The organism is Micavibrio aeruginosavorus ARL-13 (assembly GCF_000226315.1).
Taxonomy (GTDB): Bacteria; Pseudomonadota; Alphaproteobacteria; order Micavibrionales; family Micavibrionaceae; genus Micavibrio; species Micavibrio aeruginosavorus_B.
Genome location: NC_016026.1, coordinates 1281135 through 1304676, shown reverse-complemented (window position 1 = coordinate 1304676; position 23542 = coordinate 1281135). Strand labels below are relative to the sequence as shown.

The following is a 23542-nucleotide window of genomic DNA, read 5'->3' as shown; positions in this document are numbered from 1 at the left end:
TGTTTTATAAATCCGCGATTAGAAATTAAAATACAGGAATTCTGACTTCCCAATCTGTCCAATCATGAACAGCGATATAGCCAGCATTAAGCCCGCGGCGACATAACAACACCGAGCTTTCAGCGTCGCGGCATTGTGGCGTAGGAAGGATTCTATTTGTGCGTTGTTTTTCGCGAAGAGGGTGATTGCAAATGCCAATACCGTCGCGATCAATATTTCATCCATCTTTCCATTGATGGCGGCAAACATATTTTCGCTTATGGATATGGTTTTAATATCAAGCATGGCAGATAACACCTTCTGCGCGGATTCCATGTTGGTTGCGCGGAAGAATACCCATGTCACATTGATAAAGTTAAACGTTAAAAACCACGCGATAAACGTGGGTATCCGCAGTTTTGTCACCTGCCACAGCCGATGTACGATGAGCGCCATTCCATGCAAAGCGCCCCAAATAATGAACATCCAGCTGGCACCGTGCCACAAGCCGCCAAGAATGAATGTGGCAAAGAGGTTCACACATGTTCGGGGGAGGCCGTATCTGTTTCCGCCCAGTGGGATATATAGATAATCACGGAGAAATTTGCTGAGCGTCATGTGCCAGCGTTTCCAGAAATCTTGAATGCTGGTTGCTTTGTACGGAGAATTAAAGTTTTGCGGCAGACGAATGTTAAACAGAAGAGCCGCCCCAATCGCCATATCGGTATAGCCGCTGAAGTCGAAATAGATCTGGAATGTGTAACTGAGGCTGGTCGCCCACCCTTCGAAGAAAGTTAAAGTCTGAGCCCCATCGAACCCCGCTGTTGCCCATTGGGCGAAGCTATCCGCAATAATGACTTTTTTAAATAGGCCAACGCTGAAGATGAATAAGCCAACGGCGATGTTTCTATAGCGTTTGACCATGTTCCAGCGGCTGGCAAATTGCGGCATTATTTCCTTGTGGTGAATAATGGGCCCGGCAATCAGCTGCGGGAAAAATGTCACAAAAATAACGTAGCTGAGAAAATCGTATTCTTTCGTTTGTCTGTCATAGCTATCGACCAGATAGGCGATCTGTTGGAACGTATAAAAGCTGATGGCAAGGGGGAGAATTACGTGGAGTGCGGGAATATCCGTTCCTGCGATCGCGTTGACATTGGTCACAAAAAAATCGGCGTATTTGAAGTAACCAATAAGCCCGAGGTTAAACGCAAGTCCGGCGATCAGCATGGCTTTCCTGCTTTTAATGCCATGCCTTTTCTTGCCACTATCATCGGCGGTTAAGATGGAGCCAATTGAAAAATTGACGATCATGGAAATCAGGATGAGTGGCAGATAGGCAACACTCCACCAGCTGTAGAAAAAAAGGCTAGAACCTGCCAAAAAGGCTTTTGCGGCTGTGAACAGGCGCTGCTTCGTCAGGATGAAATAAACGAAGAAGGTGATGGGCAGAAAAAATAGAATAAAAACGTATGAGTTAAAAAGCATTCTCTGCGCCTTGATAAAGAGCCACTTTGAAAATAAAGCCGGAAGATAAAGGATCTTCCGGCTTTATAATGTCGAATTTATTTTACTCTTAACGCTTACACAAGCTGCAAAGCATGGCTGCCGACCTGGTATCCGGCTGGGGTGCCGGGGGGCAGGGGGCGTTCCGGTTTCCATTCGGATAGTTGGTTGTACATGGTACGCAAAGCCATTTGGCGGTCGCCTGTTGTGCCATAGCTCAGGCAGTAGGATGCCATCAGGAAAGCGCTGACATCCTTGCGGTTGGCGTAGCGGCCATCGACCGGATAGCTGTACAAATCCATGTAATCGCAGAACGTGCCGTCTTCGTAGACGGGCGGCTGGACGTAATCGATGCCAATTTTGCGTGCGCCCCATTTTTCAAAAATGGCGACACGTTTATTCGCATCCATAGTGTCCAGTTCTTTGGGGGCGCGTTCCGGGTTGTTCACTTCCAGAAAAACAGCGCGCAGGGATTTGCCGCGTTCTGCTGCTTTTTCTTTCAGGGATTCAATACGGCATTGGACCATGGCTTTGCCCAGGCCGCCTTGGCGGATATTCGGGTCAATTGCATTGTACGCAAGATTGCCGACGTTATGTTCAGGATAGTAATAGGCCACACTGATCCCGGCTAATTCAGCCCTGTCGATATCGCGTAAGTTTTGGCCAATTAAATTGACCACGACATCGAAGTTCTTAATTTCACCATTCATGCCCGCTAAGAATTTATCCAGCGTTTCGGCTTGGTTGGTATCGGGGAAAGCGGGTGCCAAAATTTGGCGGTATGCCCGTTCAAAAAGGGCGAGAAGTACAGGGTTGTCCTGAGTAACACGTGTCAGCTCGAGCGTTGTCAATGCATGGGTCCTCCCAATGAGTTGTTACGGAAATTGTTGTATACATACAACGGGCGCCTATATGCAATAAAAAATCGCCCCTGAAAATCATTTTTTTTGCCTTTGGGCTCAAGGGCTTGCCACAGGTTTGCCGTGCTCAAAATTTTGGGTTTGTTTTTGTTCAATTTTTGACTTCGTATTCCATAATTTTATATGAAATTTTTTTTTAAAAACCCTGCCTTTCCGCGGGTCTGGCGGGGGGATTTTGCCCCAAAATGACCTTCGCTGACCCGCGAACGGGTCCTTTGGCGGCGGTGAGGGGATTCGGGGTGCCCAAACGGGTCCGATCTTCATGTTTTCGTTGGCCGTTTTTGGCCGTTTGCCCTATATATACGGGGCACGCGTAGCCCCCTTGAGATATGAGCCCCCCATGAAAACAGTTAAAATCGGTTCGATTGAAGTTGCCAACGACAAGCCCTTTGTCCTGTTTGGCGGCCTGAACGTCCTGGAAAACGAAGCCATCACCCTGAAAGCGGTCGAAGTTTATAAAAACATCACCGACAAGCTGGGCATTCCGTACGTATTCAAGGCCAGTTTTGACAAGGCCAACCGGTCCAGCATCCATAGCTATCGCGGGGCGGGTTTGGATGAAGGTTTGCGCATCTTCCGCAAGGTGAAGGAAGAATTTGGCGTGGCCATCATCACCGACGTGCATGAAATCGACCAATGCCAGCCCGTGGCCGATGTTGTTGATGTGATCCAGTTGCCGGCGTTTCTGGCGCGGCAAACCGATCTGGTCGAAGCCATGGCGAAGACGGGCGCGGTCATTAACGTGAAGAAACCGCAATTCCTGTCCCCGTATCAGATGAAAAACATCGTCGATAAATTTGCCGAATGCGGCAACGACAAGGTGATCCTGTGCGAACGCGGCCATTGCTTTGGCTACGACAATTTGGTTGTCGATCCGATGGCATTTGGCGTGATGAAGCAAGCGACAGGCAACACACCAATCATTTGCGACACCGTCCACGCATCCCAAATGCGTCTGCCGGGCAGTGAAGCATCGGGCGGCCGCCGTGCGTTGGTTCCGGATTTAACGCGCGCCGTTCTGGCCATTGGTTTGGCCGGTATCTTTATCGAAGCGTACGAAGACCCGGACAAGGCCAAATGCGATGGCCCGTCGGCCCTGCCGTTTAACAAGCTGGAAGAGTTTTTGAGCCAAGCGAAGGCCATCGACGATCTGGTGAAATCCATGAAACTGGTGAATATCCAATAAGGAGATAGACATGACCGCAATTATCGACATTTATGCCCGCCAAATTCTGGACAGCCGCGGCAATCCGACGGTTGAAGTTGATGTAACGCTGGAAAGTGGGGCCACGGGCCGTGCGGCGGTGCCGTCCGGTGCGTCCACGGGCGCGCATGAAGCCGTTGAACTGCGCGATGGTGAAAAAGGGTTTTACAACGGGAAAAGCGTTTTGAATGCCGTTGAAAACGTGAACACGGAAATTTTCGAAGCTTTATCTGGTATGGATGCTGAAGAGCAATTGCATATCGATCAGACCATGATGGAACTGGATGGAACGGAGAACAAAGGCCGCTTGGGCGCAAACGCCATTCTGGGTGTATCGCTGGCCGTATCCAAAGCCATGGCGGATGAGCTGGATGTGCCGCTGTACCGTTATCTGGGTGGCGTTCATGCCCATGAATTGCCGGTGCCGATGATGAACATTATCAATGGCGGCGCACATGCCGACAACCCGGTGGATATTCAGGAATTCATGATCATGCCGGTTGGCGCCCCTGATTTCTCCGAAGCGCTGCGCTGTGGTGCGGAAATTTTCCATGCGCTGAAGAAGGAATTGTCCAAGGCTGGCCTGAACACCAACGTGGGTGATGAGGGTGGGTTCGCCCCTGCTGTTAAATCGGCCACGGAAGCACTGGACTACATCATGAAAGCGATTGAGGCCGCTGGTTACGTGCCGGGTGAAGATGTCGTTCTGGCGCTGGATTGCGCATCGACCGAATTTTACAAGGGCGGGAAATACGTGATGGAAGGCGAGGGTAAAACGCTCGATTCCGCTGGCATGGTCAAATTCTACGAAGATCTGTGCGCCCGTTACCCGATCGTGTCCATCGAAGATGGCATGAGCGAAGATGACTGGGCCGGTTGGAAAATGCTGACCGATGCGTTGGGTGACAAGGTTCAGCTGGTTGGTGATGATTTGTTCGTGACCAATCCGGAGCGCCTGCGTCAGGGTATTGAAGAGGGTTGCGCCAATGCCATTCTGGTGAAAGTGAACCAGATCGGTACGCTGTCTGAAACACTGCAAACGGTTCAGATGGCGCAGAAGGCCGGGTATGGTGTGATCCTGTCCCACCGTTCAGGAGAAACCGAAGATTCCACGATTGCCGATATCGCCGTGGCCACCAATGCCGGCCAGATCAAGACGGGTTCCCTGTCTCGTTCCGACCGCACGGCGAAATACAACCAGCTGCTGCGTATCGAAGATATGCTGGGCCCACAGGCCGTATTCGCTGGCCGTTCCGTTCTGCGCGCGGAGCCGAGCGTGACGGGCAAGAAAACGAAGGCCGCTTAATACGGCATCATCAAGACGTCATCCCGGCGAAAGCCGGGATCTTCTCGCCATAAAGGATGAAGACCCCGGCTTTCGCCGGGGTAACGCATTTTTGGGGCAAAGTTTTTTTAGAATTTCGGGGCCATGATCATGGCCACACTGATGATCAGCAAAACCGCGCCAGCTATGCGAACGGGTGATATTGGCGTGGCTTCGGGCAGCAGGAAGCCGTAGTGATCAACTGCGAGTGAAAACAAAATCTGGCCGCAGATGATCAGGGCAATCATGCCCGCCGCGCCCAGTTTCGGCACGACGAAAATGGTTGTGAATACGAACATGGACCCCAGCGTTCCGCCAATCCACATCCATGGCGATGTCAGACTGATATTCTCTAGCAGGATCGGTTTGCGCAATGCGAGCAGAACACAGCCGAGCAAAATCGACCCCGTGAAGAATGAGAAGAACGCGGCCACCAGTGGTCCGCCCATGTGATCGCCCAGGCGGGCATTGATGGGGGCCTGTAACACAATCATGGACCCGGCCAGAATGGACATGGTCAAAGGGAGGAGGAGGGCGGATGGCATAATCAGAAACTCCGGGAGGGATATGGTCAGTGTTCCAATCATAATAGGGGGTGTGATGATGCGGACAAGCTGTCCACTGTGCTGCGATGCCCATATTCAGGCGCACTGTATAAAAAATTATGCTTTTCATGCGGGACTTCATACGGAGTTATGCTAAAAATAGTGAGTCTTTTGAATCACTTAGCACCTCGCCGTTCACTGGACCTTCCTGCCTTAACCAATTGACTCTGTTACACTTTCCTCTTGCCGTCGAACGGTCTTTGTGATTCCATAGTGAGTATGAGAGCTTCCCTTTCACAGCGTAAAACGAAACAGCGCAATGTCCTGGGTATCATCGGGATCTGCCTGACGCTGTATTTCTCGTACCATCTGGTGCAGGGGGAACGGTCCATCATTCGTCTGATGACCCTTGAGCAATCCATCACCAAAACGACTATGAAGGTTGAAAAAACAACCGTTCAGCGTGTGGAGCTGGAAGCCCGTGTGACCCGCCTGCGCCCCGGTTCATTGGACCCGGATTTGCTGGAAGAACGCGCCCGCGCCGTTCTGGGCTTTGGCTATGCGGATGAGCAAGCTGTTGTTCTAAGTCAATAAAAATTACTGCATTGCACCATTTCGGGTTTCCCAATCTTGTTTTGGGTGGAAACCTGCCGGGAAATGGTGTAGTTGTGCGGGGCGAAAAATCGCACATTTCCAACGTTTTCTGCAGGAGGCTTTTCGTGGCCACATCCGCCAAGACAAGCAAAGATTCAAAGTTGAAATCCGTATCGAACAGCCAGGCAAAGCCGACCGTCGAAGAGATGAAAAAGCTCTTCCGCGATATGTTGCTGATCCGCCGTTTTGAAGAAAAATCCGGCCAGCTCTATGGCATGGGACTGATCGGTGGTTTCTGCCACCTGTATATTGGACAAGAAGCGGTCGTTACCGGTATCCAGTCGATGCAGGAGCCGCAGGATACGGTTATCACCGCATACCGCGATCACGGCCACATGCTGGCCTGTAACATGGACCCGAAAGGGGTCATGGCGGAATTGACGGGCCGTCGCGGTGGGTATTCCCGCGGCAAGGGCGGTTCGATGCACATGTTCAGCAAAGAAGCGAACTTCTTTGGTGGGCACGGTATCGTTGGTGCCAGCTCTTCGCTGGGCACTGGTTTGGCCTTCGCGCACAAATACAAGGGTGATAACGGCGTGGCTGTGGCCTATATGGGCGATGGTTCATCCAACCAAGGGCAGTTTTATGAAGCCATGAACATGGCCGCCCTGTGGAAATTGCCGGTTCTGTACATCATTGAAAACAACAAATACGGCATGGGGACCAGCATTTCCCGCCATGCCGCCGGTGATTTGTATCGCCGTGGTGAGGCCTATGGCATCCCGGGCGAACAGGTTGATGGTATGGATGTTCTGGCCGTTCAGGCCGCCGCGCGTCAGGCGTTGGACCACATTCGTTCCGGCAATGGCCCATATTTGCTGGAAATGATGACGTATCGTTATCGCGGTCACTCTATGTCCGACCCGGGCAAATACCGTTCGAAGGAAGAGGTAGAGAAATTCAAAACGGAAAGCGATCCGATTGAACGTATCCGCAAGCTTCTGGAAGTCGAAGGCGTCACCGAAGACGATCTGAAGCCGATTGAAAAAGAAATCAAAGACATCGTGAACGAAGCCGCACAATTCGCGCAAGAGTCACCGGAGCCGGATGTTGCCGAGCTGTGGACCGATGTTCTGGTTGAAGTCAAAGACTAATCACCGATTGAGAGTGAAGAGAAGAAAATGTCGATTGAAGTTTTGATGCCCGCGCTGTCCCCGACGATGACCGAAGGGAAACTGGCCAAGTGGACGAAAAAAGAAGGCGATATGGTCAAGCCCGGTGATGTGATCGCCGAGATTGAAACCGATAAAGCCACCATGGAAGTCGAAGCCGTGGATGAAGGTAAATTGGGCAAATTGTTGATTGCCGAAGGCACCGAAGGTGTCGCGGTCAATACGCCGATTGCCGTTTTGCTGGAAGATGGCGAAACATCCGTTGGTGCCGTATCGTCCGGCCCGGCGCCGAAGGCCGCGGCCGCTCCGGCTGCTGCGCCTGTGGTATCGGGTGGGTCCGCATCCCAGCCCGCTGGCGCGCATGTTGATAACCGCGACATCCTGTATGCACAGGGCGTGATTATCGAGCCGCCGATGTTTGACGAGGCCGCCTTCACCGAAACGCAAACCATGACCGTGCGCGAAGCCTTGCGTAACGCCATGGCCGAAGAAATGCGCCGCGATGACACCGTATTCCTGATGGGTGAAGAAGTTGCCGAATATAACGGCGCGTACAAAGTATCCCAAGGTCTGCTGGATGAATTTGGTGCAAAACGCGTCATTGATACGCCGATCACCGAATACGGCTTTGCCGGTATCGCAACCGGTGCCGCATTCAGCGGTCTGAAGCCGATTGTCGAATTTATGACCATGAACTTCGCCATGCAGGCGATTGACCACATCATCAACTCCGCCGCCAAAACATTGTATATGGCCGGTGGTCAATTGGGTTGCCCGATTGTGTTCCGCGGACCCAACGGCGCCGCCGCACGCGTTGGTGCCCAGCACAGCCAGGATTACGCCAGCTGGTATGGCCATATCCCGGGTCTGAAAGTTGTTGCGCCGTGGTCCGCCGCCGATGCGAAAGGCCTGATGAAGGCCGCCATCCGCGATCCGAACCCGGTTGTGATCCTGGAAAACGAAATCATGTACGGCCAGAGCTTTGACGTGCCGACGGATGAGGATTTCGTGATCCCGATGGGGCGCGCGAAAATTGAACGCGAGGGCACTGATGTCACGCTGGTTGCCTATTCCATCATGGTGGGCAAAGCCCTGCAGGCCGCCGAGAAACTGGCCGAGCAAGGCATCAGCGCCGAGGTCATCAACCTGCGCACCATCCGCCCGCTGGACCGTTGGACGATTATTGAATCGGTGAAGAAAACCAACCGCATTGTCAGTGTTGAAGAAAGCTGGCCGTTCGCTGGTATCGGTTCGGAAATTGCCGCTTTGGTCAACGAACATGCGTTTGATTATCTGGATGCACCGGTGCGCCGTGTTTGCGCCGCGGACGTTCCGCTGCCATACGCCGCAAACCTCGAAGCCCTGGCCCTGCCGCAGGTGGATGAGATTGTCCATGTGGCGAAACAGGTCTGCTACCGCTAAGTAGAGAGAACACAAAGATGCCCATTCAAATCACAATGCCTGCCTTGTCCCCGACCATGACTGAAGGGAAATTGGCCAAATGGACCAAGAAGGAAGGCGACAAGATCAAGGCCGGTGATGTGATCGCCGAGATCGAAACGGACAAGGCAACGATGGAAGTTGAAGCCGTGGACGAAGGGACGCTGGGTAAAATTCTGGTGGCTGATGGCACCGAAGGCGTGGCCGTGAATACGCCGATTGCCATGTTGCTGGAAGATGGCGAAAGCGCTGCGGATCTTAAATCTGCGCCCCCTCACCCCAACCCTCTCCCGCAGGGAGAGGGGACGATATGGCCCCGGTGTCCGCTGCGCCCGCAAAAACAGAACCCTCTCCCTCCGGGAGGGGGCAGGGTGAGGGATCTTTGTTGAACAAAGGCTCCCGCATATTCGCTTCTCCCCTCGCACGCCGTTTGGCGGGTGAGAAGGGCATTGATCTGTCCGTCGTATCCGGCACGGGCCCGCATGGCCGTATCGTGAAGGACGACGTGCTGAATTTCAAAGGTGGCGCAAAACCCGCTGCCTCTGCTGGCGCACCGCGCCTGGCATCGTCTGGCCCGAACGCCAAGCAATTGGCCGATTTGCTGGGCATGGAATACACGGAACTGCCGAACAACAATATCCGCAAGGTGGTTGCATCCCGTTTGTTGGAATCCAAACAAACGGTTCCGCATTTCTATCTGACCGTTGATTGCCGTATTGATGATTTGTTGGCCGCACGTGAACGTTTGAACGCCGAAGCCAAAGGCGCATTCAAATTGTCGGTCAACGATTTCGTGATCAAGGCATCGGCCATGGCGCTCAAAGCCTATCCGGCGGCGAACGTGTCCTGGACCGATGATGCGATCTTGCAATATCACAGCTCGGATATCTCCGTTGCTGTGGCCACGCCGAACGGCCTGATCACACCGATCGTGAAAGCGGCGGAGACCAAAGGTCTGCGTGAGATTTCCGAGGAAGTGAAAGATCTGGCGGGCCGCGCCCGTGATGGCAAGTTGAAGCCGATTGAATTTCAGGGTGGGACCTTCTCTATCTCCAACCTCGGCATGTACGGCATTAAGGACTTTGCCGCCATTATCAACCCGCCGCAGGCCTGCATTCTGGCCGTTGGGGCCGGTATCCAACAACCGGTTGTCGTGAACGGCAAATTGGAAGTGGGCACCGTCATGTCCGTAACCTTGTCGGTGGATCACCGCGCGGTTGATGGGGCGGTTGGCGCCGAATATCTGCAGGTGTTCAAACGCTACATCGAAAATCCTGTTTCCATGCTGGTCTAACCCCATGGGGCGGCGGATTGAAATGTCGGGCATTCTGGCCGCGGGTAAATCCACCTTATGCGATATTTTTGCGCGCAATGGATTTACCATTGGCCGCGAGAATGTTCAGGACAATCCCTATTGGGCCAAAGTGCAGGTTGATCCCAAAACATATGAACCGTTGCTTCAGGAATGGATTCTGAAACAACGATTTAATGAAGTTGCACGATCCGAATCCGCGGGTGCCACGCCGTTGCAGATGATTGATTTCTGCCTGGCGGTGGACAAGGCCTACGCCGATTTTTATATGGCCGAATCCGCCCCCGAAAAAATGCGTAAAACCCATGATGCGATTGATAACATGTATGCCACTTATGGTGACCCGGCATTGATCGTTCATTTGCATTGCGACAGTACCGAATTGATCCGCCGTATTGAAAAGCGGGGCCGTTTTTTTGAACAGAGCCACACGGTTGAATTTCTGGATTCCTTGAATGGGAAAATCTGCCACTACCTGGATCGTGTGAAGTCAAAGGGAACAATCCCTGTACTGGAGTTTGATATGACCCACGGCGGCCCCAAAATTGACCAGAAGTTCATCAATAAAATTAAGAAATATTGCCCGCAATGAGTGAATCCTTCGTCAAATTTACCTATCCGTTGAAAGTGATTGAACGCCATTTGGATACGTTCGGTCACATGAACAACGCGACCTATTTGGAAGTGTTGGAAGAAGCACGGTGGGATTTTATCAATCAACGCGGGTATGGCATGGCCAAAATCCGCGAAAGCGCATTGGGGCCGACCATCCTTGAATGCAATATCAAGTTTATGAAGGAATTGCGCCTGCATCAAAATGTGGTGATTGAAACGCAAGCCACGTCATGCGCGGGCAAAATCGCCATGTTGAAACAGGTGATTTTAAACGAAAACAACGAATCCTGTGCCGAGGCCGTGTTCACCGTGGCCTTGTTCGACCTGAAGGCCCGCAAACTGGTTCTGCCAACGCCGGAATGGTTGTATGCCATTGGCGTGAGCGAGGCCACGTAACATGGTATCAAACACCGGACAGTCTGATTTTGTCGCGTCTCTGAAATCTGCCTTGGGGCAGGGGACCTTCGTCAAATTGTCTCTGAGCCATTATGTAGGTTCGGAAAAAGACTTGAAGAAAATCGACGTTCGTAAAATCATCGTGAAGCGTGAGGAAAAACTCAGCTTCACCTACCACTACAAAACCCGCGATATTGTAAAAAATTACGACATCCCGGTGGCCGTCGGCATGATTCAGAAGGCCGTGTTGTCGGATTTTAAGGCCGGGACGTTGTTTACAACGCAATATGACCTGGTGCTGGACAAAAACACGGTAAAGGAAAAACCGGCCAGCCATACCGAAGTTCCATCCGCCGACCATGACCGCAATAAAAACCGTCTGGTCCCATCGGATGGCAGCCATTATTTGCGCGATCTGAAAATTACCGATCCCAATGGCCGCGTGTTTGACAAGGCGCAGGACAAATTCCGCCAGATCAATAAATACATTGAAATTATTGATGGTCTGACCAAAAACGCATCGCCGGACCATTTCAAAAACATTGTCGATATGGGTGCGGGCAAGGGGTATCTGACCTTCGCGTTGTACGATTACCTGAAGAATATCCGCAATATTGATGTGAAGGTGATGGGCGTTGAATATCGCCCCGATCTGGTCATGCTGTGCAACCAGATTGCCAAAAATTCATCGTTTGATGGTTTGTCATTTGCCCAAGGTGCGATTGATAATTTCAACGCCGATGGCGTGAATATGTTGATCGCTCTGCACGCATGCGACACGGCGACCGATGATGCCATTGCCAAGGGGATTAAGGCGGGGTCCGAATTTATTATCGTTGCCCCGTGCTGCCACAAACAAATCCGGCGTGAGATGGAAAAGAACGGTGCGGATGCCACGCTAGGCCTTCTGACCCGCCACGGTATTTTCATGGAACGTCAGGCCGAAATGGTCACCGACACGTTGCGTGGGATGATCCTGGAATATCACGGGTATGACGTGAAGATTTTTGAATTTATTTCCGCCGAACACACAGCCAAAAACGTGATGATCGTGGCGCAGAAGAAAAAGGCCGGAAAGACCGGGCAGGCCAAAATTGCGGCGGATATTGACGCGTTTAAACAACAATTTGGCGTTTCGACCCATTATTTAGAAACAATAGTTTGATCTTATTGACATAATATGGGGCTTTACTGTAAAACGTCAGCATGCGCATCGCACGGCTGGCTTTTAGAGGATCGGGCCATGGAACGATTTGATTTTCCAACATTTTCAACGGATAGCACAGACTCGTTCTTTATCGAACGGGCTGAAAATGAAAAGCGTCAGGCGGAAAAAATCTTTGCTGATATTTTGCGCGAACAATACCCGATTTATGCAAGCGCCATAACCGACCATGCCGCCCGCATGGTGTTGGATGTTTTGATCGGAAATGTTGAGATATTGAACGGCCATATTGAGAAGGTTCGCGCCTGCAAATCCATGGGTACGCGCCTGTGCGATTATTTCAAAGGCACAGCGGATCAAACGCGAGCGCAATTGAGCATCCTGGAAACGCAAAAAATCCCGGTCGAAAAAGAAGTCATGAAAATTCACTTCATGCGCTATATGCCCGATGGCCTGCGTGAAGAACTGCGTTTCAAGGACGCAAGTACGGTAGCCAGCCAGATCGAAGATATGGGTAAAATTCTATCCCGAAAGATTGAATCGACACGCCCGCGTTACGACCACTTGATCCCCATGTAATGGGTTGCATGTTTTGCGGGGTGTGACCTGACGGTGATACCGTGCGGGGTTCCCTTTGCATTTGCCGCTGATATCAAAATTACCCACACGCCCAACGACCGAAAACCCAATTTTCCCGTGCGGTTATCTGTGGACATTAACCCATTTCCGGGTGCCCCTGGTCCTCTATGCTTGGTACCGTTAGTCCCGTAATCAAAAAAGTTGCGGGGAGAGTAACCATATGCGGATCGAGCTTGTCGGCGGATTGGGTGTAGGCAAGTCAACGCTATGCCAGGCGCTCGAAAAAGTCGGGTTTAACTGCATTTATGAAAATCTTTCGACCAATCCGTTTCTGGCGGATTGCTTTGTCGACCCGGTAAATTTCCGGTTCCCGTCGCAAATGTGGTTCGTTTTATCGAAATTCCACGAAATCAAGAAATTCGAAAAGCCGGGATGTGTGAACGTTCTGGACCAGGGCGTTTTGAACGTCCGGGCCTATACCAACATGCTGTTCCGTGACGAAGACCCGGAAGCGCTTGGCGTGATTGATCAGTGCTTCGATTATCTGGATGGCCGTCTGGGTCGCCCGGATCTGTATATCAACCTGCAATGTTCACCAGAGGCGCAGATGAAACGCATCCGTGGCCGCAATCGCGACCATGAAAAGGGTGTGACGCTGGATTACGTGACATCCCTGCAACGCGAAATGACTGATCTGGTCGAACGCGCGCGCGCCGATGGTGATGCCGTGATGGATATTGATACCGAAGCTGTTTATTTCCCCGGCAATACGGCCTATGCCGAAACGCTGGCGCGCCACATTGCGGGTATGTTTGATATGAGTGTTGAAAAAGTTCTCGGGCAGAAGCGCCCAATGGACGTCGATTTGCCTCTGTACGAAGATGCAATCGCGGCTGAATAAACAGAATGTTTAACGGGGAGAGTAAAACAATGCGTGTAGAAATTATTGGCGGCATGGGTGTGGGCAAAACAACGCTGTGCAATGCGTTTACCCGCCTTGGTATTCATTGTGTGAATGAAAATCTGGCCAACAATCCGTATTTGAATTTGGCGTATGCCGATCCGGCGTCGTACGGGTTTTATTCGCAATTGTCGTTCTATCTCGGCAACTTTTTCACCATCCGTCAAAGCACGCAGGCCGACCGTGTCACGGTGTTCGATTTCTCGGTTGTGACCGATCGCGCTTATGCCAGCCTGTTCCTGAAAGACGAAGCGCAACGTCTGGCGCTGGAAACCATCGATTTTCTGGAGGAGAAAGAAGGGCAGGCGGATTTGTACCTGTACCTGACCTGTTCCCCGGAAACACAGATGGCCCGCATTCGTGCCCGCAACCGCGACCATGAAAAGGGCGTGACGCTGGATTTCATCCGTGATCTGGAAGGGCACTTGGCCAACCATGCCGTGCGTGCCGCCGAACGCGGTGCGCGTATCCGCACGATTGATACGGAGAAGTTTGACCTGCTGAACGATGCTGATTTTGTGGCGGTTCTGGGCGAAAATCTGCGCACCGGCGACAACCCGTTGGCCAGCATGGCCGAATTGCGCGGTTTGCGTGCGGCGGCGTAGTTATCACACTGTAATAGAACGTAAATTCAAAGAACCTGACCTTTTGGTCGGGTTCTTTTTGCATTTTTCTTATGCTTCAGTTATCAATAATGAAACAAACATACATACAGATAAAAACAGGCGGGGAATTAGAAAATGGGATTGGTTCGTTCCGAATTCGAAGGTTTAGACACCATCAACATGACCGCGGATGATCGCTTTGGTGCGATCACGCTGGCATCGCGTTTTCACGATGCGCTGGAAAGCGGACTTGATGAAAAAACCGCCCGTTCCATCAAGCTGGGCATTACCAAGGCTGCACTGATTATTTCTGATGAAGAAAAAGCGGCAGGGCTTAATCACAAGCTGGCCGATGGCGATCCGTTTTATCGGATTACGCTGGATGCGCGCGGCAAAGTGGCCGAAATGAATGACGCGGTCAAAACGGTACTCCACGTGATGGAGGCTTATAATGGCCGTGCGGTCGCCAATCTGGTCTGTGATGACCACGTGAAACTAACGCTGGATTTGCGTGGCGATTTGACCAAAGAGGCGGAAAAGCTACAGGAAGCAACGGTCAGTGCCGTTCATTTTATCAAGGCACAGAAAATCAACGGCCCAAAGATTTAATCACTGTGTAATGTTATAAAAAAGCCGCCCGTTGGTGGGGCGGCTTTTTGTTTAACCATTTCGGATCTGGTCCAAAAATTCGTTCACGGATTTTTTCAGCATATCCGCCTGCATGGCCAGCATGTCTGAGGATTCTTTGAGCTGGCTTGTCGATTGGGCGCTGTGCTCTGTGGCGACCTTGACCTCTTCGATGCTGGTTGACACCGTGTTCGTGCTTTCGGATGCGATCTGAATATTGCGGCTGATTTCCTGGGTCGCGGTGGTTTGCTCCTCAACGGCGGCGGCGATATGGGCGGTTTGGCCGTCCACTTCGTTGACACCGTTGATAATTGCCTTCACCGTTTCAACGGTTTCCATCGCGCTGTTCTTCACATGTTCGACCCGGCTGGAAATTTCGTTGGTCATGTTGCGGGTCTGGTTGGCCAGCGTTTTTACTTCACTGGCAACGACCGAGAAACCCTTGCCCGCATCGCCTGCGCGTGAGGCCTCAATTGTCGCGTTCAGGGCGAGCAAGTTGGTTTGTTCGGCCACAGCATTAATAGTCTGCACAACGGCGTCAATTTCACTGATGGCAGCTTGCAGGGAATCCAGCTTGGCCTGTGATTGCTCGGCATAGGATGCGCATGTGCGGGCCGCGCTGGATGTGGTCAGGATGTTTGATGAAATTTCCTGGATCGATACACTTAATTCCTCTGTCGCGGCGGCAACCGTAGCAACGTTGGAAGACGCGCGGTTGGACGAATCCGCGACGTGCTGGCTTTGTTGTGTCGTTTCTTCAATGGCGCTGGACAGGCTGCCCGCCATCATTTGCAGATCCGATGCGGCATGGCCGACAGATTCAACGATTTTGCCGACACGTTCATCAAATGAATCCGCCATTTTCAGCATCAGGGCTTTTTTCTCCTCGGCCTGACGGCGTTCATTTTCTTTCTGTTCGGCCTCTAGACGGTATTTTTCGATGGTGTTTTGTTTGAACACGTTAAAGGCGCGGGCGATATCGCCAACTTCGTCTTTACGGCCACCATATTCGCTTTCAACATTGATGTTACCGGAGGCCAGCTCTTTCAGATCGCTGCTCAGTTTTTTCATCGGTTTGGACAAGTCCGCGGAAATCAGCATGGACAGCAGGATAATCACCGCGACCACGATGCCCGCGTTGATTAAACCTTCGATCAAATTTTGGCGGAATGCGGCCTGAACATCGTCCACATAGATCCCGGTGCCAACGACCCAGTTCCATGGTGCGAAATATTTCACATACGATACTTTGGGGAAAAGCTGGTCCTGGTCAAAACCCGGTTTCTGCCACAAGTAGTTATAAGCACCACCTTTATCGGTGGATTTTGCCGCAACGGACATTTCAGAAAACAGCGTGTGCAGTTTTGGGTTTTCGGTCGCCAGATCCTGTCCCACAATTTTGGGAATCATCGGGTGCATCACAACACGCGGTTCCGGCGTATTAACCCAGAAATAATCACTGGTTTCATAACGCAGGGCTTTCAGTGTTTCCAGCGCGGCTGATTTCGCCTGATCTTCTGTTATGACCCCGGCTTTGAAATCAGCATAAGATTTTTCAATGAGGGTATATGCTGTTTCGGTGAGGTGGCGGGTTTTTAATGTGCGTTCATTTTGCAACATGGTTCGCGTTGTATTGGCGTTGGCGTAAACAATCGCCAGATTGCCAAGCACGGCCAGAACGATGATCATCAAAATCTTGGTTTTGATTTTCAGGTTGCTTAAAAAACGCATAGTGTACCCCGGTTAAAATTCATAAAATCTGCCAATCGGAAGGATATTTTATTATTTTCCCAGTATTTCAAGGCGGTTACACCAGCTTTTTGGTTACAGTTTTGTTACAAATTTTCGAACATGGACAACCCGCTGAAAAACATGGTATTTCGTGGTGCATCATTTTGAAATTCCAAGGGTAATAAAATGGCTGATCACGCGTTTGATGTTGTTGTAATTGGGAGTGGGCCGGGCGGATATGTTGCGGCCATTCGCGCGGCTCAATTGGGGATGAAAACAGCGGTGGTTGAAGCCAATCACCTGGGTGGTATCTGCCTGAACTGGGGATGTATCCCGACCAAGGCATTGTTGCGATCTGCTGAAGTGTATCATTTGATGAATCATGCCAATGATTTTGGCCTGTCCGCGACGGGCGTGTCGTTCGATCTGAAAAAAATTGTTGATCGCTCCCGTGCGGTTTCCAAACAACTCTCGGGTGGCATTGGCCATCTGATGAAGAAAAATAAAATCACTGTGTTCGAAGGCTGGGGCAAATTGGCCGGCAAGGGCAAAGTGACCGTTGAGAAGGACAGCAAGGTTATTGATACCCTGTCCGCCAAACACATCATTCTGGCCACGGGTGCGCGGGCGCGCGTTCTGCCGGGGCTGGAACCCGATGGAAAACTGGTTTGGACATACCGCGAAGCCTTGGTACCGGATGTCATGCCGAAATCCCTGCTGGTCGTTGGTTCTGGTGCTATCGGGATCGAATTTGCCAGCTTCTTCCGCACGCTGGGGGCCGATGTCACGGTGGCGGAGGTGATGGACCGCGTGATGCCGGTGGAAGACGAAGAAATTTCCGCCATCGCCCGCAAATCCTTTGAAAAGCAGGGCATGAAAATCATGACCGGAGTCAAGGTCACGAAATTGGAGAAGGGCAAAGACAACGTTACTGCCCATATCGAAGTGGGTGGCAAGGTTGAGAAAATCACCGTTGACCGCGTGATCATGGCCGTTGGCATCGTCGCCAACATTGAGAATATTGGTTTGGAAAACACAAAAGTGAAAACCGAACGCGGCCAGATCGTCACCGATGAATATCTGCGCACGGCGGAACCGGGTGTTTATGCCATTGGCGACGTGGCCGGTGCGCCGTGGCTGGCGCACAAGGCGTCACACGAGGGCGTTGTTTGCGTTGAAAAAATCGCCGGTGAAAAGGATGTTCACCCGATCAAACGTGAAAACATTCCGGGCTGCACCTATTGCCACCCGCATGTGGCATCGGTTGGTTTGACCGAAGCCAAGGCGAAAGAGGCGGGTTACACCGTGAAAGTGGGCAAATTCCCCTTCATCGGTAACGGTAAAGCCATTGCACTGGGTGATGCGGATGGTCTGGTCAAAACCGTGTTTGATGCCAAAACCGGCGAATTGCTGGGCGCACACATGGTTGGGCCGGAAGTCACCGAACTGATCCATGCCTTCGTCGTTGGTAAAACGATGGAAGCCACGGAGCTGGATTTCATGCACACCATCTTCCCGCACCCGACTTTGTCGGAAGCCATTCATGAGAGTGTTCTTGCCGCGTATGGAAAGGTTATCCATATCTAATAATAAGAAAAATGTGAAAGGGGTTTCACCATGACGACGCGTATTTTGGATGTTGTTGATATGCAGTTCGATTTTATGAAGTCGAATGGTGGCCTTTATGTTCCGAATGCCGAGCCGTTGATTGACCGGACCAACGATTTTTTTCGGTCCATTCCGCGCGGTATTTATGATCTGGCGTTGATCAAATATGACACGCATTTTCCGTGTGAATATCAAAACAGCCCGGAAAAAGCTGATTTTCCGGACATTCACTGTCCCTATGGCACACAGGGATGGGAACTGGTTGTGAATGATGCCGAGCTGGCAAAGCGGATGCCGGTTTATTACATGGCAAAAAACACGTTCGATATGTGGCAACAAAACCCAATTTCTGACCGCGGTCAGATGTTCTTTGACACGGATGCGGAGGAACAGGCCTATGACAACCTGTATCACGTTACCCGTGATCGTCAGGTGATTCAGACGGGCGAGTTGCGCGATGAGTTTATGCGCCGCGTGGTCAAGTTGGGAACAGCAGAGAATGTCGAGGTCACCATGATCGGCGTGGCGTCTGATTTCTGTGTTCATGATGCCATGATGGGCTATCTGCAACGCGGGGCCAATGTGCGTGTTGTGGCCGATCTGGTCGCCGGGATTGGAACACCGGTCCCGGGCCGTGCGCCCAAGGGAACAATTGGTGATGTGATCAGCCTGCCTGTGTTCCAGCCCTATGTTCAGAATAAACAGCTGAAAATCATCAGTCTTCAGGACGCGTTAAAACCGTAAGCCGCCTGGCTACGTTTATACGCCATGATCATGGCGTTACGCATCATGGTGATGGTTTCATCGCCCAAATCGGCGCGTACCCGCGCGATTAAAATGGCTGCGCGTTTAGAGGGACCACCATGCGGGGCCATGAAATGCCGCCCCGTTCCTTTATCGTATGGGAAGGGTTGATTGTATTGGGCGGCGGTCGGGTCGACCACGCGGCCAGCGCCACGAACGCCTTTACGGGGCAGGCGGATCCACCAATGGGTTTCATCCGACTTTGCATCCTGTCCGCGGCCCGGAACCACAGCGCCATCGTCCGTCCAATGATATTTGCAAACACATGGCATCAGCCCGGCCTGCGCACCGCCCAGAAGATGGTACAAGGCTTCGGCCGCCACGGCGCAGTGGCCGCTTACGGGCGGTGCATCCGGTGCTACCATTTTCGCCCAGGCCCGTGACAACAGGTCGCGGGACAGGTTTTTTTCAATCGATTGTAAAACGGGCATCAGCGCGATCATTGAAGTCCCTGTAAAATCACTCTTTTTTGAATTTTGGTTTATTTATCATAACTTTTCATGTGATGGAAGCTATCCCCAAAACCCCTTGGATTCTTTGACAAAAGCCACCCAGAATCCTATGGTCTTGGCTGATTTTAGCGTACAGGATACGACATGCTGTTTTTCATCCGCCATGGCCAAACCGATGCCAATTTGAACCGTCTGAATGCTGGCGGTGAATGGGATGTTCCGCTCAATGAAACGGGCATGGCACAGGCGCGTGCCTTTAATGAAACCAATCGCGAATTTATTGAACAGGTTGACACCGTGTTCGTCAGCCCGATGACCCGGGCACAACAAACGGCAGAATTGATCCTGAAGGGGCATTCCAAACCGGTCGAAGTGGTTGAGGGATTGCGTGAATGGCATTTGGGCGAATGGTCCGGCACAAAATGGGATGAGGTGGGTGATTATTTCACTGACCGGCTGAACCCGCCCGGTGGCGAAACCATGGCCGCGTTTGAAAAGCGAACCATCGACAACCTGAAATATGCCGCAGGCCAACATGCTGGCCGTGTTCTGGTCGTGGCCCATGGTGGTTTGTGGTATGTTTATGCGGCGTTGGCCAAGCACAAAAAGCTGCTGATCGATAATTGCCAGTCCGAAGAAATCTGCCGTTTGAAACTGAACGAGGTGGTGCTGTGACCTATAATCCTGATCTGCTGGATCGCGCAAAACGCCACCCGGAAAAGCAAAAGAACGCCGACCGCCCAATGGGTAAGAAACCCGATTGGCTGCGCGTCCGCGCGCCGCAAGGCACCGTTTATAAAGACACGTTGGACATTGTCCGTGGTCAAAAATTGACCACCGTGTGCGAGGAGGCCGGATGCCCGAACATCGGCGAATGCTGGAACAAAAAACACGCAACCTTCATGATTATGGGTGAGGTCTGCACCCGGGCCTGTGCGTTCTGTAACGTGGCCACGGGCAAGCCGGAAGAGCTGGATAAATACGAACCGCTGCGCGTGGGTGTGGCCGTTGAACAAATGGCGCTGAAACACGTTGTGATTACATCCGTTGATCGTGATGATCTGGATGATTGCGGCGCGGACCATTTTGTTAAAACCATCGGCGCAATCCGTTTCAAATCGCCGGATACCACGGTTGAAATTCTGCCCGGTGATTTCCGTGGCAATATTCAGTCTATTGATGCGGTGATTGGGGCAAAGCCGGATGTGTTTAACCACAATCTTGAAACCGTGCCGCGCTTGTACCCGACCATTCGTCCGGGTGCGCGATATTTCCGGTCTTTGCGCCTGTTGCAACGGGTGAAGGATGTGGACCCGTCCATTTTCACCAAATCCGGCCTGATGGTTGGTTTGGGTGAAACGAAGGAAGAGGTGGCCCAGGTCATGGATGACATGCGCGCCGCCGACATTGATTTCATTACCATCGGCCAATATCTGCAACCCACACCGAAACATGCCCCGGTCGAAAAATTCTGGACACCGGAAGAATTCGAAGGGCTGGAGCGGATGGCGCGAGCCAAGGGATTCCTGATGGTATCGGCTTCGCCGCTGACCCGGTCATCGCACCATGCGGGTGAAGATTTCGCCCGCCTGAAAGCAGCCCGTGAAGAGAAATTGGCCGCGAAGCAGGCCACTGTTCAGGCGGCTGAGTAATTTTTATCGATGCCCACCCACGCAGAACGCAGAACCTTGCCCTACACGCCGGAACAGATGTTTGATCTGGTCGCCAAGGTCGATTTGTACCCGCAATTCCTGCCCTGGTGTATTGCCAGCCGGATTACCAAACGGGAAAAAGGCGTGGATGGAGCCGATGTGATTTATGCCGATTTGATTATCGGTTACAAAATGGTGCGCGAGGCTTTTTCATCCCGCGTGACCATGACCCGCCCCGACATGATCCATGTGGAATATATGAAGGGGCCGATGCGGCATCTGAACAATCAATGGCGGTTTGAACGCAATGCGGACGGATCCTGCACCATCGATTTCTTCGTCGATTTTGAATTCAAAAATCCGATGCTGCAAAAGCTGATCACCGTGTTTTTCCACGAAGCGGTCAAACGGATGGTCGGTGCGTTCGAAGAACGTGCCAGATCCCTTTACGCCGCGCGGGCCACATCGGTGGATTCCGCAATGCCATCAAAAAACGGGTAACGATATGACATGGGCACAATGCGCCCATCCGTCGTTTTTGTATCCACCGTGGCCGAACGGTCCCGGCGCATGTCATCCATCGCGCATAAATGCACAATCCCGATTGTGTTGTGGGGCAGATAGGGTTCAACAAAAGACTGCGTCTTTTCATCCCACATCGGGTTGAACGCGCAGATCCAGTTATAGACAGAGGGCAGGAATTCGACCTTGGCTCCCTCCAGATAAATCATCATGCCCAGCGTTAATTGTTCCGCTGTAAAAATTTTTCCTTTACGCAAGGCTTTCACAATCAATTCTTGCCACCGGGCCCAATAGGGAACCGTGGCGCGCATGGAAAACACGCCCGCATTAACACCGGGCCATGGGTACAAGGATCGCGCGACTTTTCCGGAAAATGCTTTTTTCCCGTTGCTGTAGAGGAAGCTGCGTGGCCGCCATGGCATCGGGCCGATCCAGCTGATCTTGGTTACCTTGCCATAGGCACGGTCAACCTCCGGGCAGATGGTGATGGCATCGCGGCGGGCGCCCGTAATCAAAACCTCAACTGCTGACCAGTCCTGAACCCAGACATCGCCATCCAACCAGATGTAAATGTCATAACCGGGGAAGTGCTGGGGGATGAAGGGGCGAGCGACGCAGGCCTTTAAATGATCCTGCCCTTTAAGCTTCCCCTGACGTGCGGCCAAAGGTCCCGGCCAATCCGGGCTGACCACTTTCTGTACCAATCCGTCTTCAAGATGGCGAACCTGTTCCGGGGTCAAGCCCGCATCAATGACACAAATATCAATACCTGCGCTTTGCGGGAAACGGCGGATGGAGTGAATTAATTCCAGAATCATGGGGAAGTATCGTTTATCCCCGCCGGTTACAAACGTTACGCGTTCAGGTGTACTCATTCTAAAACCTCGATCGTTTTGAGGATATGGTCTAAAGCCGCCGCAACAGTCTGACGTCGGATGGCGCCACGGTCACCCTCAAAATTGTATTTTGAAACGTTAATAGGTCGACCTTTCAGGCCATACCCGATATAGACCAGTCCGACGGGTTTATCCACACTGCCGCCATCGGGGCCGGCGATCCCGGTGACAGAGATAGCAATATCGGCGTTCGTTTTATCCAAAGCCCCTTGCGCCATGGCTTGGGCCACAGCGGCGCTGACGGCCCCATATTGGGCCAGCATGGGTTCAGGCACATCCAGCAACCGGGTCTTGAGGTCGTTGCTGTAGGTGATGAACCCACCCGCGTAAAACGCTGAAGATCCTGGGCGATCCGTCATTACGGCCCCGATCATGCCGCCGGTGCAGGATTCGGCTGACACCAGCATGAGTTTCTTTTGCACCAGACGTGCGGAGACGGCTTCAAGCAATTCCAACATAGCGTAATCCCAACAAGCAAAGTCCAGCCATCAAGCCTGCGGCCACGTCATCCAACATCACGCCCATGGCACCGGGGACGTTTTTATCGAAATGCGACACGGGCCATGGTTTTAACGCATCAAAGGCCCTGAACAGGACAAAGGCCAGCACAACCGAAACCGGCGTTATGGCGGCGAAGAGCAGGGTGATCCAGATGCCCACGACTTCATCCACCACGATAAACCCGGAATCGTGGTCCCCCGTCATGCCCTCAACCCGGCGCGTGGCCCACAGGCCAAGCGGAAACAGGGCAATGGCCGCCAGCGCCAGAACCACTGGGCCACCCAGCACCAGAAACAGGATCCCAAAGGGCAGGCCGCCCAGTGTCCCCCATGTGCCGGGCGCGGGTTTCAGGAAGCCCGAACCACCCCATGTGGCCACCCATGTGGCGGGGTCACGGTAGTTCAGTTTTGCGGGCGTTAAATCGGCCATGAA

At 52.2% G+C, this 23542-nt stretch carries 25 protein-coding genes and 1 pseudogene; 18 read left to right on the top strand and 8 right to left on the bottom strand.

Translation table 11 applies throughout. The features are described 5' to 3' along the window. Positions 1–18: 18 nt before the first annotated feature. Positions 19–1467, bottom strand: coding sequence for an MBOAT family O-acyltransferase (locus MICA_RS06190; RefSeq protein WP_014102856.1), 1449 nt, complete (start codon positions 1465–1467; stop codon positions 19–21). Between the two features lie 95 nt (positions 1468–1562). Beyond that, complete coding sequence (locus tag MICA_RS06185; RefSeq protein WP_014102855.1) at positions 1563–2255, bottom strand: N-acetyltransferase; 693 nt, start codon at positions 2253–2255, stop codon at positions 1563–1565. A 490-nt stretch (positions 2256–2745) separates the two neighbouring features. Here MICA_RS06185 and kdsA point away from each other — a divergent pair, with 490 nt between their 5' ends. Further along, on the top strand, positions 2746–3591 hold the full coding sequence (gene kdsA / locus MICA_RS06180) for a 3-deoxy-8-phosphooctulonate synthase (protein ID WP_014102854.1): 846 nt from the start codon (positions 2746–2748) through the stop codon (positions 3589–3591). A 10-nt stretch (positions 3592–3601) separates the two neighbouring features. Beyond that, positions 3602–4915 (top strand): phosphopyruvate hydratase, encoded by a 1314-nt coding sequence (gene eno / locus MICA_RS06175; protein WP_014102853.1) that lies wholly within the window; start codon positions 3602–3604, stop codon positions 4913–4915. Between the two features lie 107 nt (positions 4916–5022). On the opposite strand, the gene MICA_RS06170 is transcribed toward eno, so the two are convergent. Further along, a complete protein-coding gene (locus tag MICA_RS06170; protein WP_014102852.1) occupies positions 5023–5478 on the bottom strand; it encodes a DMT family transporter in 456 nt (151 codons plus the stop codon). A 279-nt stretch (positions 5479–5757) separates the two neighbouring features. Here MICA_RS06170 and MICA_RS06165 point away from each other — a divergent pair, with 279 nt between their 5' ends. The 11 genes and pseudogenes from MICA_RS06165 to MICA_RS06110 all read left to right on the top strand — a co-directional run bounded on the left by MICA_RS06165 (position 5758) and on the right by MICA_RS06110 (position 14926). Beyond that, entirely contained in the window at positions 5758–6072 is a 315-nt protein-coding gene (locus tag MICA_RS06165; protein ID WP_014102851.1) for an FtsB family cell division protein, read from the top strand. Positions 6073–6197: 125 nt separating this feature from the next. After that, a complete protein-coding gene (pdhA, locus tag MICA_RS06160) occupies positions 6198–7226 on the top strand; it encodes a pyruvate dehydrogenase (acetyl-transferring) E1 component subunit alpha (protein ID WP_014102850.1) in 1029 nt (342 codons plus the stop codon). Between the two features lie 27 nt (positions 7227–7253). Next, the gene (locus MICA_RS06155; protein WP_014102849.1) at positions 7254–8666 is read left to right on the top strand and encodes a pyruvate dehydrogenase complex E1 component subunit beta; all 1413 of its coding nucleotides are present in this window, start codon (positions 7254–7256) and stop codon (positions 8664–8666) included. Positions 8667–8683: 17 nt separating this feature from the next. Further along, positions 8684–9978, top strand: a pseudogene (locus MICA_RS06145) (pyruvate dehydrogenase complex dihydrolipoamide acetyltransferase). A 4-nt stretch (positions 9979–9982) separates the two neighbouring features. Next, a complete protein-coding gene (locus MICA_RS06140; protein WP_014102846.1) occupies positions 9983–10588 on the top strand; it encodes a deoxynucleoside kinase in 606 nt (201 codons plus the stop codon). After that, positions 10585–11007, top strand: a complete 423-nt coding sequence (locus MICA_RS06135) for an acyl-CoA thioesterase (protein ID WP_014102845.1) — start codon at positions 10585–10587, stop codon at positions 11005–11007. The genes MICA_RS06140 and MICA_RS06135 overlap by 4 nt, the downstream gene beginning before the upstream one ends. A gap of 1 nt (position 11008) precedes the next feature. Next, on the top strand, positions 11009–12172 hold the full coding sequence (locus MICA_RS06130; RefSeq protein ID WP_014102844.1) for a class I SAM-dependent methyltransferase: 1164 nt from the start codon (positions 11009–11011) through the stop codon (positions 12170–12172). A 78-nt stretch (positions 12173–12250) separates the two neighbouring features. After that, on the top strand, positions 12251–12751 hold the full coding sequence (locus MICA_RS06125) for a hypothetical protein (RefSeq protein ID WP_014102843.1): 501 nt from the start codon (positions 12251–12253) through the stop codon (positions 12749–12751). Positions 12752–12971: 220 nt separating this feature from the next. Then, positions 12972–13652: a deoxynucleoside kinase gene (locus MICA_RS06120; RefSeq protein ID WP_014102842.1), complete on the top strand. Its 681-nt coding sequence runs from the start codon at positions 12972–12974 to the stop codon at positions 13650–13652. 29 nt (positions 13653–13681) lie between these two features. Continuing rightward, complete coding sequence (locus MICA_RS06115) at positions 13682–14317, top strand: deoxynucleoside kinase (protein ID WP_014102841.1); 636 nt, start codon at positions 13682–13684, stop codon at positions 14315–14317. 135 nt (positions 14318–14452) lie between these two features. After that, positions 14453–14926 (top strand): hypothetical protein, encoded by a 474-nt coding sequence (locus MICA_RS06110; protein ID WP_014102840.1) that lies wholly within the window; start codon positions 14453–14455, stop codon positions 14924–14926. Positions 14927–14977: 51 nt separating this feature from the next. Here the strand turns inward: MICA_RS06110 and MICA_RS06105 are convergent, their stop codons facing one another. After that, on the bottom strand, positions 14978–16675 hold the full coding sequence (locus MICA_RS06105; RefSeq protein WP_014102839.1) for a methyl-accepting chemotaxis protein: 1698 nt from the start codon (positions 16673–16675) through the stop codon (positions 14978–14980). A gap of 186 nt (positions 16676–16861) precedes the next feature. On the opposite strand from MICA_RS06105, the gene lpdA reads away from it, so the two are divergent. Together lpdA and MICA_RS06095 are read left to right on the top strand one after the other, a co-directional pair. Beyond that, positions 16862–18262, top strand: coding sequence for a dihydrolipoyl dehydrogenase (lpdA, locus tag MICA_RS06100; protein WP_014102838.1), 1401 nt, complete (start codon positions 16862–16864; stop codon positions 18260–18262). Between the two features lie 30 nt (positions 18263–18292). Then, complete coding sequence (locus MICA_RS06095) at positions 18293–19027, top strand: cysteine hydrolase family protein (RefSeq protein ID WP_014102837.1); 735 nt, start codon at positions 18293–18295, stop codon at positions 19025–19027. On the opposite strand, the gene MICA_RS06090 is transcribed toward MICA_RS06095, so the two are convergent. Then, complete coding sequence (locus MICA_RS06090) at positions 19006–19530, bottom strand: hypothetical protein (protein WP_014102836.1); 525 nt, start codon at positions 19528–19530, stop codon at positions 19006–19008. The two genes, MICA_RS06095 and MICA_RS06090, sit on opposite strands and share 22 nt — an antisense overlap. Before the next feature lie 153 nt (positions 19531–19683). Between MICA_RS06090 and MICA_RS06085 the strand changes: the two genes are divergently transcribed. Genes MICA_RS06085 through MICA_RS06075 form a run of 3 tightly spaced genes read left to right on the top strand, consistent with a single transcriptional unit; the run spans position 19684 to position 21692 of the window. Further along, positions 19684–20214, top strand: coding sequence for a histidine phosphatase family protein (locus tag MICA_RS06085; RefSeq protein WP_014102835.1), 531 nt, complete (start codon positions 19684–19686; stop codon positions 20212–20214). Continuing rightward, on the top strand, positions 20211–21191 hold the full coding sequence (lipA, locus tag MICA_RS06080; RefSeq protein ID WP_014102834.1) for a lipoyl synthase: 981 nt from the start codon (positions 20211–20213) through the stop codon (positions 21189–21191). The genes MICA_RS06085 and lipA overlap by 4 nt, the downstream gene beginning before the upstream one ends. 9 nt (positions 21192–21200) lie before the next feature. Beyond that, on the top strand, positions 21201–21692 hold the full coding sequence (locus tag MICA_RS06075; protein WP_041793883.1) for a type II toxin-antitoxin system RatA family toxin: 492 nt from the start codon (positions 21201–21203) through the stop codon (positions 21690–21692). Here the strand turns inward: MICA_RS06075 and MICA_RS06070 are convergent. The 3 genes from MICA_RS06070 to MICA_RS06060 are packed head-to-tail and all read right to left on the bottom strand — an operon-like array spanning position 21638 to position 23539. Continuing rightward, the gene (locus MICA_RS06070) at positions 21638–22588 is read right to left on the bottom strand and encodes a glycosyltransferase family protein (protein ID WP_236619854.1); all 951 of its coding nucleotides are present in this window, start codon (positions 22586–22588) and stop codon (positions 21638–21640) included. The two genes, MICA_RS06075 and MICA_RS06070, sit on opposite strands and share 55 nt — an antisense overlap. Beyond that, a complete protein-coding gene (locus MICA_RS06065) occupies positions 22585–23067 on the bottom strand; it encodes a CinA family protein (protein ID WP_014102832.1) in 483 nt (160 codons plus the stop codon). Before MICA_RS06065 ends, MICA_RS06070 begins: the two co-directional genes overlap by 4 nt. Next, positions 23051–23539: a phosphatidylglycerophosphatase A family protein gene (locus MICA_RS06060; RefSeq protein ID WP_014102831.1), complete on the bottom strand. Its 489-nt coding sequence runs from the start codon at positions 23537–23539 to the stop codon at positions 23051–23053. Before MICA_RS06060 ends, MICA_RS06065 begins: the two co-directional genes overlap by 17 nt. Positions 23540–23542 lie beyond the last annotated feature (3 nt).

Excerpts from the sequence above, each read along its gene's own strand:
- MICA_RS06190 (WP_014102856.1), bottom strand. The coding sequence starts at position 1,467 with ATGCTTTTTAACTCATACGTTTTTATTCTATTTTTTCTGCCCATCACC.
- kdsA (WP_014102854.1), top strand. The coding sequence starts at position 2,746 with ATGAAAACAGTTAAAATCGGTTCGATTGAAGTTGCCAACGACAAGCCC.
- eno (WP_014102853.1), top strand. The coding sequence starts at position 3,602 with ATGACCGCAATTATCGACATTTATGCCCGCCAAATTCTGGACAGCCGC.
- MICA_RS06170 (WP_014102852.1), bottom strand. The coding sequence starts at position 5,478 with ATGCCATCCGCCCTCCTCCTCCCTTTGACCATGTCCATTCTGGCCGGG.
- MICA_RS06165 (WP_014102851.1), top strand. The coding sequence starts at position 5,758 with ATGAGAGCTTCCCTTTCACAGCGTAAAACGAAACAGCGCAATGTCCTG.
- MICA_RS06155 (WP_014102849.1), top strand. The coding sequence starts at position 7,254 with ATGTCGATTGAAGTTTTGATGCCCGCGCTGTCCCCGACGATGACCGAA.
- MICA_RS06140 (WP_014102846.1), top strand. The coding sequence starts at position 9,983 with ATGGGGCGGCGGATTGAAATGTCGGGCATTCTGGCCGCGGGTAAATCC.
- MICA_RS06135 (WP_014102845.1), top strand. The coding sequence starts at position 10,585 with ATGAGTGAATCCTTCGTCAAATTTACCTATCCGTTGAAAGTGATTGAA.
- MICA_RS06130 (WP_014102844.1), top strand. The coding sequence starts at position 11,009 with ATGGTATCAAACACCGGACAGTCTGATTTTGTCGCGTCTCTGAAATCT.
- MICA_RS06125 (WP_014102843.1), top strand. The coding sequence starts at position 12,251 with ATGGAACGATTTGATTTTCCAACATTTTCAACGGATAGCACAGACTCG.
- MICA_RS06120 (WP_014102842.1), top strand. The coding sequence starts at position 12,972 with ATGCGGATCGAGCTTGTCGGCGGATTGGGTGTAGGCAAGTCAACGCTA.
- MICA_RS06115 (WP_014102841.1), top strand. The coding sequence starts at position 13,682 with ATGCGTGTAGAAATTATTGGCGGCATGGGTGTGGGCAAAACAACGCTG.
- MICA_RS06110 (WP_014102840.1), top strand. The coding sequence starts at position 14,453 with ATGGGATTGGTTCGTTCCGAATTCGAAGGTTTAGACACCATCAACATG.
- MICA_RS06105 (WP_014102839.1), bottom strand. The coding sequence starts at position 16,675 with ATGCGTTTTTTAAGCAACCTGAAAATCAAAACCAAGATTTTGATGATC.
- lpdA (WP_014102838.1), top strand. The coding sequence starts at position 16,862 with ATGGCTGATCACGCGTTTGATGTTGTTGTAATTGGGAGTGGGCCGGGC.
- MICA_RS06095 (WP_014102837.1), top strand. The coding sequence starts at position 18,293 with ATGACGACGCGTATTTTGGATGTTGTTGATATGCAGTTCGATTTTATG.
- MICA_RS06090 (WP_014102836.1), bottom strand. The coding sequence starts at position 19,530 with ATGATCGCGCTGATGCCCGTTTTACAATCGATTGAAAAAAACCTGTCC.
- MICA_RS06085 (WP_014102835.1), top strand. The coding sequence starts at position 19,684 with ATGCTGTTTTTCATCCGCCATGGCCAAACCGATGCCAATTTGAACCGT.
- MICA_RS06075 (WP_041793883.1), top strand. The coding sequence starts at position 21,201 with ATGCCCACCCACGCAGAACGCAGAACCTTGCCCTACACGCCGGAACAG.
- MICA_RS06070 (WP_236619854.1), bottom strand. The coding sequence starts at position 22,588 with ATGAGTACACCTGAACGCGTAACGTTTGTAACCGGCGGGGATAAACGA.
- MICA_RS06065 (WP_014102832.1), bottom strand. The coding sequence starts at position 23,067 with ATGTTGGAATTGCTTGAAGCCGTCTCCGCACGTCTGGTGCAAAAGAAA.
- MICA_RS06060 (WP_014102831.1), bottom strand. The coding sequence starts at position 23,539 with ATGGCCGATTTAACGCCCGCAAAACTGAACTACCGTGACCCCGCCACA.